11 protein-coding genes are annotated in these 16,434 nt (G+C 41.8%); 9 read left to right on the top strand and 2 right to left on the bottom strand.

Annotation, left to right across the window (positions count from 1 at the left end):
• Positions 1-59 precede the first annotated feature (59 nt).
• The 9 genes from ACTNB8_RS11350 to ACTNB8_RS11310 all read left to right on the top strand — a co-directional run bounded on the left by ACTNB8_RS11350 (position 60) and on the right by ACTNB8_RS11310 (position 15,284).
• A complete protein-coding gene (locus ACTNB8_RS11350) occupies positions 60-1,781 on the top strand; it encodes a hybrid sensor histidine kinase/response regulator (protein ID WP_441054748.1) in 1,722 nt (573 codons plus the stop codon).
• Between the two features lie 6 nt (positions 1,782-1,787).
• Complete coding sequence (locus ACTNB8_RS11345) at positions 1,788-7,184, top strand: leucine-rich repeat protein (protein ID WP_441054746.1); 5,397 nt, start codon at positions 1,788-1,790, stop codon at positions 7,182-7,184.
• The gene (locus ACTNB8_RS11340; protein ID WP_441054744.1) at positions 7,181-8,122 is read left to right on the top strand and encodes an AAA family ATPase; all 942 of its coding nucleotides are present in this window, start codon (positions 7,181-7,183) and stop codon (positions 8,120-8,122) included. Before ACTNB8_RS11345 ends, ACTNB8_RS11340 begins: the two co-directional genes overlap by 4 nt.
• A 7-nt stretch (positions 8,123-8,129) precedes the next feature.
• Positions 8,130-9,305 carry a DUF58 domain-containing protein gene (locus ACTNB8_RS11335; RefSeq protein ID WP_441054742.1) on the top strand — a complete coding sequence of 392 codons (1,176 nt, stop codon included), beginning with the start codon at positions 8,130-8,132 and terminating at the stop codon, positions 9,303-9,305.
• Between the two features lie 10 nt (positions 9,306-9,315).
• Entirely contained in the window at positions 9,316-11,661 is a 2,346-nt protein-coding gene (locus tag ACTNB8_RS11330; RefSeq protein ID WP_441054740.1) for a transglutaminase domain-containing protein, read from the top strand.
• 151 nt (positions 11,662-11,812) lie between these two features.
• Positions 11,813-12,187, top strand: a complete 375-nt coding sequence (locus ACTNB8_RS11325) for a RidA family protein (protein WP_441054738.1) — start codon at positions 11,813-11,815, stop codon at positions 12,185-12,187.
• Positions 12,188-12,289: 102 nt separating this feature from the next.
• Positions 12,290-12,925: a ribonuclease H1 domain-containing protein gene (locus tag ACTNB8_RS11320; RefSeq protein ID WP_441054736.1), complete on the top strand. Its 636-nt coding sequence runs from the start codon at positions 12,290-12,292 to the stop codon at positions 12,923-12,925.
• 87 nt (positions 12,926-13,012) lie between these two features.
• A complete protein-coding gene (locus ACTNB8_RS11315; protein ID WP_441054734.1) occupies positions 13,013-13,678 on the top strand; it encodes an energy-coupled thiamine transporter ThiT in 666 nt (221 codons plus the stop codon).
• Positions 13,679-13,892: 214 nt separating this feature from the next.
• Positions 13,893-15,284, top strand: a complete 1,392-nt coding sequence (locus ACTNB8_RS11310) for an alanine/glycine:cation symporter family protein (protein ID WP_441054732.1) — start codon at positions 13,893-13,895, stop codon at positions 15,282-15,284.
• Positions 15,285-15,515: 231 nt separating this feature from the next.
• On the opposite strand, the gene ACTNB8_RS11305 is transcribed toward ACTNB8_RS11310, so the two are convergent.
• Positions 15,516-16,241 carry a LytR/AlgR family response regulator transcription factor gene (locus ACTNB8_RS11305; RefSeq protein ID WP_441054730.1) on the bottom strand — a complete coding sequence of 242 codons (726 nt, stop codon included), beginning with the start codon at positions 16,239-16,241 and terminating at the stop codon, positions 15,516-15,518.
• Positions 16,235-16,434, bottom strand: a 200-nt coding sequence (locus ACTNB8_RS11300; RefSeq protein WP_441054728.1) for a hypothetical protein, incomplete at its 5' end; no start/stop codon positions are given. The genes ACTNB8_RS11300 and ACTNB8_RS11305, both read right to left, overlap by 7 nt.

The raw sequence follows: 16,434 nt of genomic DNA, 5'->3' as shown, positions 1-16,434 counted from the left end.
ACTTCGAAAAAGAGATGATATAATTTCTGTATTATATTATCTTGGAGTGAATATACAATATGGGCGGTATTTTGGAATATATTGGAAACAATATGGTAGTTATGTCATTATTACTGGCAGCGGTACTCGCAGTAATAATTATCTGGAATTTATATCTGAAAGAAAAAAGAAGAGCAGCCAAGATTGAGGAGTCTGTACTTGGAGAGCGGAAGTTTTACGGAGTTTTTGCTGAAGAGAACAGAGAATTTTATCTGTGCATCAGGAAAAGAGACCTGAAAATTCTGTACGTCAGCCCCAATTTTGAAAAAATGACCGGGTTGACAGCCCGGTCTTTATATATGGATATAGAATGCCTGAAAGGACTGACAGATCAGAGCAGGAACAGAGAAATTATCCGTGAACTGTCTGTCTGGGAGGGAGACCGGCCGGCAGAGTTTGAGGTAACTTATCATCGGGCAGGAGAAACAGTGGAAAGACAGGCGGCTCTTTCGGTAGAAGTACTTAAGGAGCAGGAAATTTATCTGGTTTCCTGCAGGGATATTACCGAAGAATATGAAGTGCGCAGACAGATGCAGAAAGAACTGGAGGCTGCGCAGAAAGAAAATCAGTCAAAATCAGATTTTCTGTCACAGATGTCACATGAGATACGAACTCCCATGAATGGTATCATCGGCATGCTGAAACTGATACGGGTACATATCAATGACCGGGATTCGGCAGAAAATTATCTTGACAAAATTGAAGAACTTTCTCAGTTTCTTCTTCATCTGATTAACGACATTCTTGATATGTCAAGGATTGAAAGCGGCAAAATGAAACTTGAAAAAGTTCCGTTTGATCTTTTGGCACTTGCCGACAAGCTGGATTCCATGTTCAGGAGTACAGCAGAGGATAAGGGAATCCACTGGAAAGTTGAAATGCAGGATTTTGATGTGCGATATGTGATCGGTGATGAAATGCGTTTAAGTCAGGTGCTGATCAATTTTATTTCAAATGCGAATAAGTTTACTCAGGCAGGTGGTTCTGTAACTGTTACTTTCCGTCAAATGGATAAACTGGATGGAGAACTTCACCTGATGATCAGTGTAAGAGATACAGGAAAAGGAATTAAAGAAGATTTTATCAGCAAGATTTTCAGACCATTTGAACAGGAAGATGCATCTACTGCTCATAACTATGGTGGAAGTGGTCTTGGAATGGCGATTGCAGACAGTATTATCAGACTTATGCAGGGACAGATCCTTGTAGACAGTGAGGAGGGAAAAGGAACCCAGTTTACAGTGTATGTTACACTTCCTGTTGCTGAACAGATGGATAATGCAGTTATTGGCGAATCCAATATTTATGAAGCACAGATGAGACAGAAAGCAATTGACGAATTTTCCATGAAAGGAATCCGTATCCTTATGGCAGAAGATAATGATATCAACGCAGAAATCGCTATGGAGATTCTTACGATGGAAGGGGCGATTGTTACAAGAGCCTGTGACGGAAAAGAAGTGGTGCAGATGTTTGCAGACAGCAGACCTGGAGATTATGATGTGATCCTTATGGATATTCAGATGCCTGAAATGGATGGCTGGGAGGCAACCAGTGTGATCAGAAACATGCAGCGTGAAGATTCGGATATTCTGATCTTTGCAATGTCTGCAAATGCTTTTGTGGAAGACAGCAGACATTCAAAAGAAGTGGGAATGAACGGACATATCAACAAACCTGTAGACTATGAGAAAGTACGCAGAATTATCGGCGAACAGATGTGCACACGAAGGAGCAGTTAAGAATAAATGAACAGAAATAACAAAAAGAAGGTAATTACAGCTGTGACAGGTGCAGCAGTGCTCGGTGTGGCAGCAACGGCACTTGGAAATGCTTCAGAACTGGAAACGCTGTTTAATCCTGCAAAATTTGAAAAATATGAAAACCGGCACAAAACTACAGATTATGATTATACGGCAGGTAATGGAGAAGATGTAGATCTTGCTGACGAAAATATAAATAACGCTGAAGAAGAATCAGGAAACAAAGAACAACAGGCAATTCAGGTTCAGGAGGAGACTGAGGAAGAAGAACAGGAAGAAAAACAGCAGCCTGAAACAAAGGATTCACTCGGTATTATAGATGAAAACCAGCCTGCAAAAGAGAACGATAAAAAAAACGGCGTTGAATTTACAAATACACAGAATCCGGCTTCTACTGAAAATACCGACCGTCAGAATTCAGAAAACAGTAATAATAGCGGAGGTTCCGGAGCAGGGAACAACAGCGGGGATTCAGGCACTGACAATAACAAAAAAGCTGATAAAAATGATGATGGTAACAGTAATACCGGAAAAAACGATAATAACGGAACCAATGGGAATACAGAAAATAGTGGAACCAATGGGAATACTGGAAGCAATAGTAATAATAGTAATCCAGGAAGCAATTCGGACAACAGTAATTCAAATACACCAACTCCTGTTCCGAATACACCGACTCCTGTGCCAACGCAGATTCCGGAGGCGCTGAAGCCAAGAGATCCATATGTGACAGATGACGGATTGCAGCTGAAATCAATCAGTGCCAGGATTTTAAAGGAATATTATTTCAGAGGGGATAAATTTTCGGCAGATGATGCAGTGGTTACAGCCACATTTACAGACAGTAAGGGAAAAACAGTAACAAAGGAACTTTCCTGCGGAGGGAAGGACGGATACAGAGTATCTTTTTCCACGAATCAGTCAGGAAATCCGACAGCAGTATTTACCTATGGAGGGCAGTCAGCCAGAGCTGCCTATAAAGTGCTGGGGTACGTTGTTTTTCCAAACTATATGGCTACTTTTGCCAATGATGATAAATATTATATAACTTCATTTCCGGGAAAAGCACTGAAAACTGCAATCGGAGAAGAGGCCTATGAAGTTCTGCAGACACTTGCGGGCACGGCGAAATGTCAGCCTGTCAGCGGAGGTGTAGTGGATTTCACGGAAATACACAGACGCATGATAGCAATTCTGGGAAATACAGAAATAAAGGAAGTATTCAGAAACTGGACTTCTGGAGAAAGTTATCAGAATGTTGATTTCCTGGAGGAAGGCGCAGATGGATATCTGACCAAAATGCTGGAAGGTTTTTCTTTTGTAGCTAATGGAGTCAAAGAAGACAGCAGAGGTTACGTTTATTATCCGGTCTATGACTGGGGAAATAATGGCAGAAGTGTAGCCAATATAATGGTAACTGTACCGGAAGGTTACAAAATCCGCAGAGAGACACAGAATGATAATGATATGTCTCAGTACAAAGGTGACCAGGTATTTGAGAAATATACAGGCACAGATACAACGATCACTGTACCGATGGGGGTTACAAAAATAGCCCTGAAGGAAAAAAATAAAGGTGTTACGAAACTCATAATCCCACAGAGTGTACAGACAGTTGATATAAACAGTATTACTGAAAATCTTCCAGATCTTACGGAATATGAGATGGAAGACAATCTGACTTCTTTTCAGGATTTCATTATTAAAGATGGGCTGATGTACAGCAAAGATGGCAGGACACTTCTTTCTATACCATCTGGATGTAAAGAAATGACTATACCGGATACAGTGAAATATCTGGAAGAAGGCTGTTTCAGCGGACTTTCAAAAGATGCGATAATCCATTTTGAAGGAGAAAATCCGCCGGTACTTAAAGGAGATACCGGGTTTAAAGGAAAAATAACAGTACCGGATTCCGATTATGACATCATATGTAAAACGTATATGTTTGCATTTGGAAGAGAATGCGAAAATATTACTTTTGGTTCCGAAAATGGCGAAAGTGATTTGTATACATATCTGGAAAATGGTCCGGTACTTGTGTATGAAAAAGAACAAAATGTACTTGCAGGGGTTCCTCAGGATAAAAAAGGGTCGATAACGATAGATGCTCCGGTTACAGCAATTGGAGCAGGCGCACTGGCTGGCTGTGACGGGCTGACCGATATTATTCTGGGCAGTGGTATTACAGAACTACAGGAGGAAAGCCTTGTCCTTCCGGCAGAAGTTGAAACAATTACTCTGACAGGGGATAAGGTGACTGTTTCAGATAAAGTATTTGGAGATCCCAGAAGGAGAATAAAAGTACCGGATATTCGGATTTATGTAAATGAGAACGCATATGAAGATTATCTGACTTCCTGGTCGGAAGTACTTGATCCTGTATACGGAGAGGGCACTGCCGGGAAATTGCTTTATACAGAGACCGATTCCTATATTTATGAAGACGGAGTTAAATATCAGGAGATCAGATCAGGAAAAGAAACTTGTTACAAACTGATCAGGATGTATCAGAAAACAAGGACTTCCTGCAAGATTAAAGAAAATACTACAGCTGTTACCGAGAATGCATTTGCAGGTTGTGAAAATCTGGAGATCGTGTATATACCGTCTTCAGTAAGTGGTATATCATCGAACTGCTTTGAGTACTGCACTGCATTGGAGACAGTTGCTGTAGAAAACTCTGAACTTTTTAAGGACGAAAAAATCATACTGCCTGAAAACGCAGAACTTATGACAGCAGGGGAAGAATTTGACAGTTTTATTTTTGAGGACGGTATCCTTAACGGAACAAACGAAGACGGAACCCATGTACTGCTGAATGTGGCAACAGATTATTGTGAACAGGTAAATATCAAAGAGAATACGATCGCTTACTATAAAGAAGCTTTTAAAGGCTGTAACCAGCTGACCGGTATTTATGATCCGTCTCCCACTGAGATGCAGGAAATCGGAGAAAACTGTTTTGAGGACTGTACAGAGATAAAATATTTTGATTTTTCGGACTGTCAGAAGCTTACAACGGTGAGTAGCGGAGCTTTCAGAAACTGTACTGCGTTATCAGATATCAGGCTGCCAGAGTCAGTAAAAACCATAGGACAGGAAGCATTCTTTAATTGTGAAAATCTGATGACAGTCAATATGACTGGTGTGGAAGAAATAGGTGACAGGGCATTTTATGGCTGTGACAGCCTGATGGTGACAGGAGATATTGATAATCTGCACATACTTGGAAGCCAGGCTTTTTACAGCTGCCGTAATCTCAGCAGTATGGAACTTCCGGATGAACTTGAGATCATGGGAGAGGGCTGCTTTGAGAATTGCACAGGGCTGTCAAGTGTGAAAATCAATGGAAATCTTCAGTCTGTCAGTCGCTACTGTTTTTATGGCTGCAGAAGGCTGGCAGAGGTGACTTTTTCAGAGGCTACAGCAAGAAGCGGTGCACTTAGGATGATTGGAGTCAAGGCTTTTGCACAGTGTACATCTCTGGAAAATATAGATCTCAGAAACCTGAATGCTTTAAATCTGATGGGTGAAGGCACCTTTGAAGGCTGTACCAGTCTGACAACTGTTAAATTTCCTGAAGAGCTTCAAAAACTGCCGGATTACTGCTTTGAAGGCTGCAGGAATCTGTCAATCGTACAGCTTCCGGGAGAAAAAGTTGTAGATTTAGGAGAAAAAGTGTTTGGTTCGAGTCTGCCTTCTTTTCTTCATATTTGGGTGCATAACGAAAAAGTAAGTGAGTATCAGACTGCCTACACACCTGTGCTGGATCCTGTGTATGGAGATGGCACCACAGCAGGTATACTGGGCGAAATTAATGACAAAATGGAAATTATTCAGGGAGTCATGTTTAAAATAACAGATGAAGGAAAAGTATTGATCAGTGCTTCAGCAGATCTGGAGGGAGTATATGTCCTTCCGGAAGATACAGTGCAGATTGAAGCCGATGCATTTGCCGGCTGCAACAAACTGACACAGTTGAAAATAAGTTATAACACGGCTGTCAGTCTGGGCGACCGCTGCTTCAAAGGCTGTCAGAATCTGATTTATATAGATATTCAGGGGTCCATTCCTGAATGGGGCGAAGAAACCTTTATGGACTGTCCGAATCTTACACAGGTATATTTAGGCGCAAATATAAATGGTGTATATACTCAGATCGACAGGATCGGAACAAGAGCATTCAAAAACTGTGTCTCACTGAAAGGCGATTACGCAGTAAATATCCGTACTGATGTGAAAGTATGGGGTGAGGAATGCTTTGCAGGCTGTACGCAGCTGAGTACAGTTGCCATGGTTGCAAAAGCAAGAAGCAGTCTTGAAGCTGTTGAGGACAGAGCATTTTATGGCTGTTCAAAACTGAGGACGTTGATCACAAGTTCCTATTCAAACCTTAAAACGATAGGGGCATATGCATTTTCTGAATGTTCTTCTCTGGCACAGCCATCAATTCCGAAAAATGTGACTTCCATTGGTGAAGGATGTTTTATGAATTGTGATAATCTAAAATATGTAAGTTTTTACGGAGCTGTGGAAGAGTATCCAAAAGACTGTTTTCGTAACTGTCCGAATCTGATACGTACAGGAGGAACAGCAGCTGCATTTGGCGGTCTGAAATGTATTGGAGAGAATGCCTATGCAGGCTGTACCACACTGCAGAATTCTGCAAGCTGGAGTCTGGGAAGATATTCAAATCTGGAAGAAATCGGAGCAGGAGCATTTAATGGCTGTACGTCTCTTACAGATTCTTTTCTTTCTGCAACTGTGACTTCCATCGGTGCAGGGGCATTTGACGGCTGTACAGTTTTGAATATTCTTGTGGTAAATGCCACAGAGCCGCCTGTGATGGGAGGATTTTCTCTTAGTACGATGCCGGAGAATTTCAGTCTTCTTGTGCCGAACAGCCAGAAAGATGATGATTCAATTTACAGGGCATATCTTCTGAAACTGACGGATCTGTTGGGACAGGAGGAGGCTTTTCGTATTCTGGATTCTATTTCGGATGGAGCAAAGGAAAGATATGAAGAAGAGATGAAAGAAGCGCAAAAAGATTCAGAAGAGCTGACACTAACGCCTGTACCGCAGGTTGAAGAAAATACAGAAATATCTGAGCTGACTGTGATTCCTGCTGAAAGTCAGCAGGAAACAGAAAGTGTGGAAGCACAGGAGCAGCCCGGTGATCAGAATCAGGAACAGATCCCGGAACCGACTGTTATGCCGGAACCAACGGCTTTGCCTGAAGTAAGTCAGGAAGAGACAACGGAAGAGCCCCCCGCTGTTACTCCGGAGGTGACAAAAGTTCCCGAAACAGAAGAAAACAAAGATGCAGAAACTCAGGCAGAAGCAGCACAGAATAACACGAAGGAGGGTGCATCATGATAATTGAACAGTCCGAACAGATCATAAAAGAAGTTAAGAAGGTTTTTATTGGTAAAGATGAAATTATAGAAAAAGTGCTGATGGCAATTTATGCGGGAGGGCATGTACTTCTGGAAGATGCACCGGGTGTCGGAAAAACCACTCTTGCGCTGGCTTTTTCCAGGGCACTGGGACTTTCCTATAAGCGAGTACAGTTCACACCTGATACCATGCCGTCAGATATCACAGGATTCAGCGTCTATGACAAAAATACAGGAGAACTCAAGTATAAACCAGGTGCGGCAGACTGCCACCTTCTCCTGGGTGATGAGATTAACCGTACGTCACCTAAAACCCAGTCTGCTCTTCTGGAAGTTATGGAGGAAGGCAGTGTTACGGTGGACGGGATCACTCATGTACTTCCGAAACCATTTATCTGTATAGCAACGCAGAATCATTATGGTGCAGCCGGCACACAGGCACTTCCGGAATCGCAGATGGACCGTTTTATGGTGCGGTTAAGCATAGGATATCCGGGACGGGACAGCCAGGTTGAGATTCTGAAAAACAGACATGGAATCGGAGATATGGAGATCGTTCACCCAAGGATGACAGTTGATGATGTAAAAGCGATCCAGGGCTATCTCTATTCTGTGAAAGTTATCGATGAAATTTATTATTATATGGCTGACCTTTGTGAGGCAACACGTCAGGAGTCTATGGTTGAACTGGGAGTAAGTCCGCGAGGTACGAGTGCACTTGCTCAGATGGCAAAAGCCAGGGCAGTTCTGAAAGAAAGAGACTATGTTATTCCCGAAGATGTGCAGGCTGTTTTTGAGGATGTATGCTGCCACCGTCTTGTATTGAGGCCACAGGCGAAGATCGAAGGAATCACGGCAGCAGACATACTGAAAAAAGTTCTGGACAGTATTAAGGCTCCGTCACTTGGCAGAAGGTAGAAGTTTCATGAAAAAACATCGATTATGGTATATTACAATAGTAACTGTGATGCTGGCAGTATATATCATTGCAAACAGAAAAGAGGCACTTGTATTCATGGGCGGTCTCATACTTGTGCCTGTTGTTCTGGCATTGATTCACGCAGGGGCGGTAAGTTCACTGACGATAGAATGCAGTATGCAAAACAGCAGCCGTGTACGAAATACAATACCACTTGTGCTGAGAATCAGAAAGCAAAGCTTTTTTCCAATAGGTGCAGTGAAACTGAGTGTGAATGTCAGGAACAATATGTACAATGAGGAGACAGAACATGAAATTTTTCTTCAGCCATCAGGAGGAAGGAAGATGGAATTTCAGTATCCTATTAAACTTGAGGACTGTGGAAGTGTCTGGGTAACTGTAAAACATGCTGATTTTTATGACCTTCCGGGACTTTTGAAAATCCGAAAAACGATAGGAAGGACAATGGAAATCCTGGTTTATCCGGCGGATATCCATCTTATTACAGAACTGGAAAGAAGACCGGAAACACAGACGTTCGGCGAATATTATGATCAGGAGCGTAAGGGACAGGATGTCAGTGAAGTGTCAGGTCTGAGGGAATATGCAGAGGGTGATTCACTGGGAAGTGTCCACTGGAAACTGTCCAGTAAGTTTGATGAACTTGTGGTTCGTGAATTTGGATATCCTTTCAACTATAATATTCTGATATTGTATGATGTTATGAAAATATGCAGCGGTCAGCAGATAGCCAACCAGAGAAATAATGCGGTGCTGGCGCTTACCGACGCTTTAAGCTACAGTATGATGGAAATGAATATGGAACATAATGTGGGTCGCGTAATAGAGGGGGAACTTTATACAGTACCTGTTAATTCCAGAAGTACACATGACCAGATGGTCCTTAATCTGATCTGCAGACCTGTGACAGAAAGTACGCAGAACGGAGATGTGATTTATCATTTCATCAGACAGGTCAGAAGAAATGAATATACAAAAGTAATTTACATAACACCTGAATATGAGGAAGGTGCAGTTCAACAGCTTTCCCGTGAGGCAGATGTCACAGTGATAAAAGTCACGCAGGGAATGGAGGGTACTTATGTGGATACGCCTGGATATTCCGTAATACCGGTTGACTCAGAACAGTACCGGGAGAAGCTACACAGCATTGTCATATAAGGATAGCATAATGAAAGAAAATTATAAAAAAATCAGTCTTCTGAGCGAGAAGAATACAGATCGCAGATACAGTGGATATCTGGAAAAAATACTGATACTGTGTCTCCTGACCGGAATACTTCTGGCACTGAGGGATCTGGAATATTCGAATGGATGTCTTGCAGTAGCCGAAATAACCGGAATTCTGGTACTGATACTGCAGCATATAATGTCAGATTCAGAAAAACTCTCTGAACGGTTTAGAATGATTCTGTATATCATAAGTGCAGGTTGTTTTATTGCAGGAATTACATTTATCATACAGGGATTTCTCTACAGCGCAGATATATTTCTTCAGCTTTGGAATTTTCGCTTCGGAACAGAATTTCAGAAACTTGCTGTAGGAAGTGGGGCAGGAATCGGATCTCTGTTTCTCTGGGGACTCGCAGGAGTTGTTCTTGTGTCCTGGTTTGACGGACAGATGAGAAATAAGAGTTTTTATGGAATCTTTCTGGGGTGTATCCCACCTCTTGCCTTTGGGTACATTCTGGGACTGAGCAGTATGTGGGCAGCCGGTGTATTGCTGTTTGCAGGCATGCTGGTGATTTTCAGTTATTACAGTGCCCCGGAACGAAGGTTCGGTAGTGGTGACGCGATCTGTTCAGTTATATTGATAGCACTGTTAGCTGCAATGATTATTTCTGTTGGAGGATATCATCAGCTGGTGTCAATTGAAAGATGGAAAAGACAGGTAGCAGAGGAGTTTGATAAATTCAGATATGGTTCGGATACTCTGCCACAGGGGAACTTAAAAAAGGCATCAGGACTTCTGAAAGGTAATAAAGAAACTCTGGAGATTACTGTGGAGCAGCCGGAAGAATTATATCTGCGGGGCTTTGTCGGAGGTACATATGGTGGAAATTACTGGACAGAGCTGGCTTCCCCGGCTTATCAGGATGAATATGCAGGTATGCTCACATGGCTTGATAAGAATGAATTCAGCCCGACTGCACAGTATGAAAAATATGATGAGCTGACTTCCAGGAACAATGGTATTTCTCAGTCATCAGAAAAAATTTCTGTGAAAAACACAGGTGCTTACAGAAAATATGTGTATCTTCCAGAACAGGTTGTTTCATGGGAAAAATCCGGAACAAAGAGCCAGAAAGACTGGAATGTACTTTCAACTGCTTTTTTTGGAGCCTCTTCTTATTCATTTCAGGTGGTGCCAGAGGCACCGTCTGCGGAAACTTTTTATCCGGCTGAATGGCTGGAAAACGCAACTGAAAAAAATCAAATCAGCTATCTGAAAGCTGAATCTGTATATCATTCATTTGCAGAAGATAATTATAAAACTGTAGATGCAGAGCTGAAACCGGTGCTGACAGGATTTTTCTATGGAGATGAAGAAATCGACAAAACGGATTTCAGCCAGGTGACAACTGTTATCAGGCAGAAACTTCGTATGAATCTGGAATATACAGAAAATCCGGAGGCTGTTTCGTCAGGAGAAGATTTTATCAGATGGTTTCTTACAGATTACAGGAAGGGAAATGCCGTATCCTTTGCATCAGCAGCAGTTATGGCATACAGAGTAGCAGGGTATCCTACAAGATATGTAGAAGGTTATCATCTGTCTGAAACAGAAGCGCAGGAGATGAAAGATACAGGGAGCAAAAAGATCACACTTACATCTTCTGATGCACATGCATGGGTGGAAGTTTACGTTGCCGGAGCAGGCTGGCTTCCAGTGGAAGTAGTACCAGGATTTTATGTAGAGACATACAGTGACAAAATCGTGCAGGGACGTCCTGCATATAAAATCAGTTCATCATCAGATGACGGACTCAGTACAAAAGATGAAAATACTTCAGGAACGAGAGGCAAATCCGGCAGCGAAAAGAAACGGAAAACAAAGCCTGATATACTTAAATACATGCCACCAGTGGTACTTTTATTTTTGTACCTGTTTCTTGGAATTTATCTGATACTCGAATTACTGAGGGGTGTACGGCTTAAACTGTGCCGGAACAGAAGACAGGAAGCTGGCACAACAGAAGAAAAACTGGAAAATTATATTATGGAGTATAAACGTCTGATGGGGCTGGCAGGAATTACCGGAGATTATACACAGCCGTTGCAGCTGTGGGAAGAGATAGCGGAGAAACTGCCGATGATTTCAGAGGGAGAATACAAGAGAGTTGTGATGCTTCTACAGAAAGCACGGTTCGGCGGACGGGAGCTGGAAGTTTACGAGTACCGTACACTGGAAGGTTTCAGGAAATTACTGTGTAACGGAGTATATGAGGGCAAAAACGGCTTTCAAAAAATGGTGCTCCGATATATATATATAGTGCCGAAGTATGATGAATTTTGACCAAATTGCTGTGAACGGAGTGAACAGTAAAAACAGTACAAAATATTTGATGATAATACAAAGAAATTTTGTTGCTTAAACAAAAATTTAGTGTTATCATGAAAAAAACAGAAAATTATTTTTAAAGCAATAAAAAATGGAGGAATTAGTCATGAAAACACTTGAAACAAAAAATGCACCTGCAGCAATCGGTCCATATTCTCAGGCTAAAATGGTTGGAAATTTTGTATTTGCTTCCGGACAGATCCCGGTAGATCCTGCAACAGGGGAAGTTGCAGGCGAAACAATCGAAACTCAGGCTGAGCTGTCCTGCAAAAATGTTGGAGCGATCCTTGAAGAAGCAGGTCTTGGATTTGATAATGTCGTAAAGACTACCTGCTTCCTGGCTGATATGGCAGATTTCGCTGCATTCAATGCAATTTATGAAAAATACTTCACAAGCAAACCGGCTCGTTCCTGCGTTGCTGTAAAACAGCTTCCGAAGAACGTTCTGTGCGAAGTAGAAGCAATCGCTGTAGCAGAATAAAAACAGCTGAGAAACTGAAGACAGTCAGATAAGCGAAGGGAGAGTTCCGAACTCTCCCCTTTTTTCTAAGGCAGAGGTGATAAATTAAAACCAGGAGGCTACATGGCAAAGAAGAAATTTTATGCGGTAAAACAAGGGCGAAAAACAGGAATGTTCCTGACATGGGATGACTGTAAGAAACAGGTAATGGGATACCCGGGAGCGATATACAAAAGCTTCGGGACAAAAGAAGAGGCAGAGGAATATCTGGGGATCACAGCAGACGGAACCAGCAAAAATGCAGATACAGTCAGAGAAAATAAAGAATACAGCATTGCAGAAGATGCTGTGGAAATTTATGTGGATGGAAGTTACCATGCAGCAACAAAAGAATTTTCCTATGGAATGGTGGTTCTTATTGACGGAAAAGAAGAAAAATTTTCACATAAGATGACAGATTCGGAACTTGCACAGATGCGCAATGTAGCAGGTGAGATCAAAGGTTCCGAAGCAGCCATGCAGTATGCACTGGATCATGAGATTCCATCAATTATCATATATCATGACTATCAGGGAATCGCAAGCTGGTGTAACGGGGACTGGAAAGCAAACAAACCGGGTACCATTGCGTACAGGGATTTTTACAGACAGGCATCGCAGAAAGTAAATATTCAGTTTCGCAAGGTAAAAGGTCATTCCAACAATAAATATAATGATATGGTAGACAGGCTTGCAAAAGAAGCATTGGGAATTAATTAGATTATTCAACATTGACGAATAATGATAAGACGATTATAATTGCTTTGCTTGAAATTATTTTCAATTGAAAACGAGGGAGGTCTTTTTATGTTCAAGTTTATGGTAAACACAGAAGGTGGACTTACAACTGCCGGATATGCCGTCAGTATTATTGCAGGAATTATCCTGTTTCTGCTTGCAATTTATTTTGCCGGCAAAAATTCAGACAGGAAGAAAATGACAACAAGACAGCTGGTATTTTGCGCTGTGGCGATCGCGCTTGCCTTTGTTACTTCTTATCTGAAACTGTTCAAACTGCCATGGGGCGGAAGCGTGACACTCTGCAGCATGCTGTTTATTGTCCTGATCGCCAACTGGTACGGTGTGGGAACAGGAATCATGGCAGGACTTGCTTACGGAATCCTGCAGTTTATCCAGGAACCTTATGTGTTGTCTTTCTTCCAGGTATGCTGTGACTACATTCTTGCATTTGCTGCGCTTGGAGTGGCAGGATTTTTTGCAAAACAGAGCCACGGACTTCTGAAAGGATACATAGTGGCGGTAATAGCCAGAGGTGCTTTCCATGCACTTGGCGGATATCTCTACTGGATGAGCTACATGCCGGAAAACTTCCCGAAATCCCTGACAGCTGTATACCCGATCGTATACAACTACAGCTACCTTCTGGCAGAAGGAATCATCACGGTGATCATCATTTCCATACCTGCGGTTGCGAAGGCACTGACACAGGTAAAACGTGCTGCTCTGCAGTGAGACAGAACATATGACGAAAGGCATCTCAGAAATGGGGTGCCTTTTTGAATGTGGAAAAAGTTTTTCAGGAATTTAAAGTTATTGGCCTTTAAATCCCAAAAGTGCTTGTGTTTACAGTCTGACACAGGTATACTGAATACGTAGCTGTCAGGTATGAAATCCTGTCAGATATAAGATATTATATGTATAAATATTGGGAGAGGAAATATTTGTAATGATCGTAACTTTAATTGAAAAAATCTATTCATTTCTATGGGGAGATTTAATACATATTCCCCTGCCTGGAGGGAACAGCCTGGGAATATCACTGCTGATCATCCTGCTGATACCTACAGGCATTTATTTTACCATACGGACACGTTTTTTGCCGATACGTCTGTTTCCGGATATGGTGAAAGCTCTGGTAGAGAAAAAAGAAAACGAAAGCAGCCTGTCATCTTTTCAGACACTGATCGTGTCCACTGCAACCCGGGTTGGAATGGGAAATCTGGTAGGTGTAGTTGCGGCAGTTTCGATAGGTGGAGCTGGTGCTGTTTTCTGGATGTGGGTGACAGCACTGATTGGTTCATCTACAGCGTTTATAGAAGCAACTCTGGCACAGCTATATAAAGAAAAAGACCTTGTGTATGGTGGTTACCATGGAGGTCCTGCATATTATATTCATGCATATGTGGAAGAAAAACAGCGGAGAAAACGTAAAAAGGTTGTGCTTTCTGTACTGTTTGCAATATCTGGCCTGATCTGCTGGTGTGGAATCAGCCAGGTTATCAGTAACTCAGTAGTGTCTTCTTTTAAAAATGCGTTTTCAATTCCACCGATTTATACAACTATAGTACTGGTTGCACTGGCAGCAGTTATCGTTCTTCGTAGAAATGCGACAGTGAAAGTTCTGGATCTTCTGGTGCCTGTGATGGCAGTCCTTTATTTTGCAATTACAGTCATTATTATAATAATGAATATAGGAAGTCTTTCGGGAGTTTTTGCAAGAATTTTCCAGGAGGCATTTGGCATCAGACAGGCAGCAGCAGGAGGCTTTGGGGCTGTTCTTATGAACGGAGTAAAAAGAGGCCTTTTTTCAAATGAGGCAGGTTCTGGTTCTGCACCATGTGCGGCGGCAGCAGCAGAATGCAGCAGTCCGGTAAAAGCGGGGCTGGTACAGGCACTGGGTGTTTTTATTGATACAATTGTGATCTGCAGCTGTACTGCATTTATCATGCTCCTTGCTCCGGAAGATCTGGTAGCAGGGCTTTCCGGCATGGATCTTCTTCAGACGGCCATGAAATATCATCTGGGAGAATTCGGAGTTGTTTTTATTGCGGCGACATTGTTTATGTTCAGTTTTTCAACATTTCTTGGAATCCTGTTTTATGCAAGGAGTAACGTAGCCTATCTGTTTGGCGATGAATGGAAATGGCAGACAGCATACAAAGTTCTTGCACTTGTGATGCTTTTTATCGGTGGACTTGCCGCATATACCTTTGTATGGGATCTGGGAGATGTGGGCATCGGCTTGATGACTATATTTAATATTATCATACTTTATCCACAGGGAGAAAAGGCACTGATAGAACTGAAAAAATACGAAAAATCAAAGAAAAAAGCATAAATAGAGAAAAGAAAAATACTCCGGCAGGTGTGACCTGTGGGAGTATTTTTATGTAATAGGAAATTACTCCGTAATGTTCCTATTACATAAAAACGCTCCGCGAGGATGCGACCAGATGCATGAGGAACGTGTCTGCTGAAGCAGACTGCATCTGGCGCGCAAAGCGTAACAAGTCCCTCAAAGATTGAGGGATTCAGGGAGTTTGAAGCGGACTTGTCCGCTTTGTTCTGTTTATGAGCCTATATAGCTGTTCATCAGAGCAAAAGATTTCTTCACATCAGCGTAGTGTGTACGTCCGACAGGAATGGATTTTCCGTTTGGAAAAGTCACAGCATACTGATGGATGGAACTGACAAGTCTCAGGTTTACAGCGTAACTTCTGTGGCAGGAAACAAAACAAGACGGAAGCCGCTGGAGCAGCAGGTCGATTTTCTCGGAGATTTTGAATTCTTCAGTACGTGTTACGATCGTGGTTTCACGGAGATTACGCTCCATGTACAGGATATCGTTTTGAGGAATCTTGTACTGTTTTTTGCGGATATTGAAATATAAGTAATTGTCATTTGAAGTCTGTGAGATATTTTTCAGCGCAGCTGTCAATGCCTTTCCGAGCAGTTCAGAAATCCTGTCTTTATTTAGAAAATAAACATGCTGTGTATCATAAACATCAGCTGCAAATTCCAGATACTGACTGATATAAATAACCTGACATGCCGGATTCAGAAAATTAACTTTATGTATAAGTTCAATTCCTGAAGTTGATTTGTCACCGAGAACGATGTCCATAAAAACAATGTTATAAGGGCAGCTACCGGACTGTAGCATATTATCAAAAGCAGTTTCACCGTCAAAAGTATCTACAGAATATGAAAGGTCTTCGCCGATATTTTTCTTCAGTTCCTCCTGAATGATCTGCAGTTGAACTGTATTATCATCGCAGATTGCAATCTTTAACATACGCTTCCTCCAAAATATTTTTCTTTTTCATATAATAATTCAAAAAACTTTTGAATGTCTATACTATTATAAACTTTTTTTTCGGGGGAGACTGTCCGAAAACTCGGATAATCTAATCTGATGAGAAAAAGATTGATATGCTCTTGTGAGCGTTCAATATAAATTAAAATTGCACATTGAAAACTGAATAAAG

It is taken from the genome of Blautia sp. HCP28S3_G10, assembly GCF_052065235.1.
In the GTDB taxonomy this organism is placed as follows: domain Bacteria; phylum Bacillota; class Clostridia; order Lachnospirales; family Lachnospiraceae; genus Blautia_A.
Note: the sequence above shows the minus strand (reverse complement) of the source record. Positions and strands in the feature narration are given on the sequence as shown.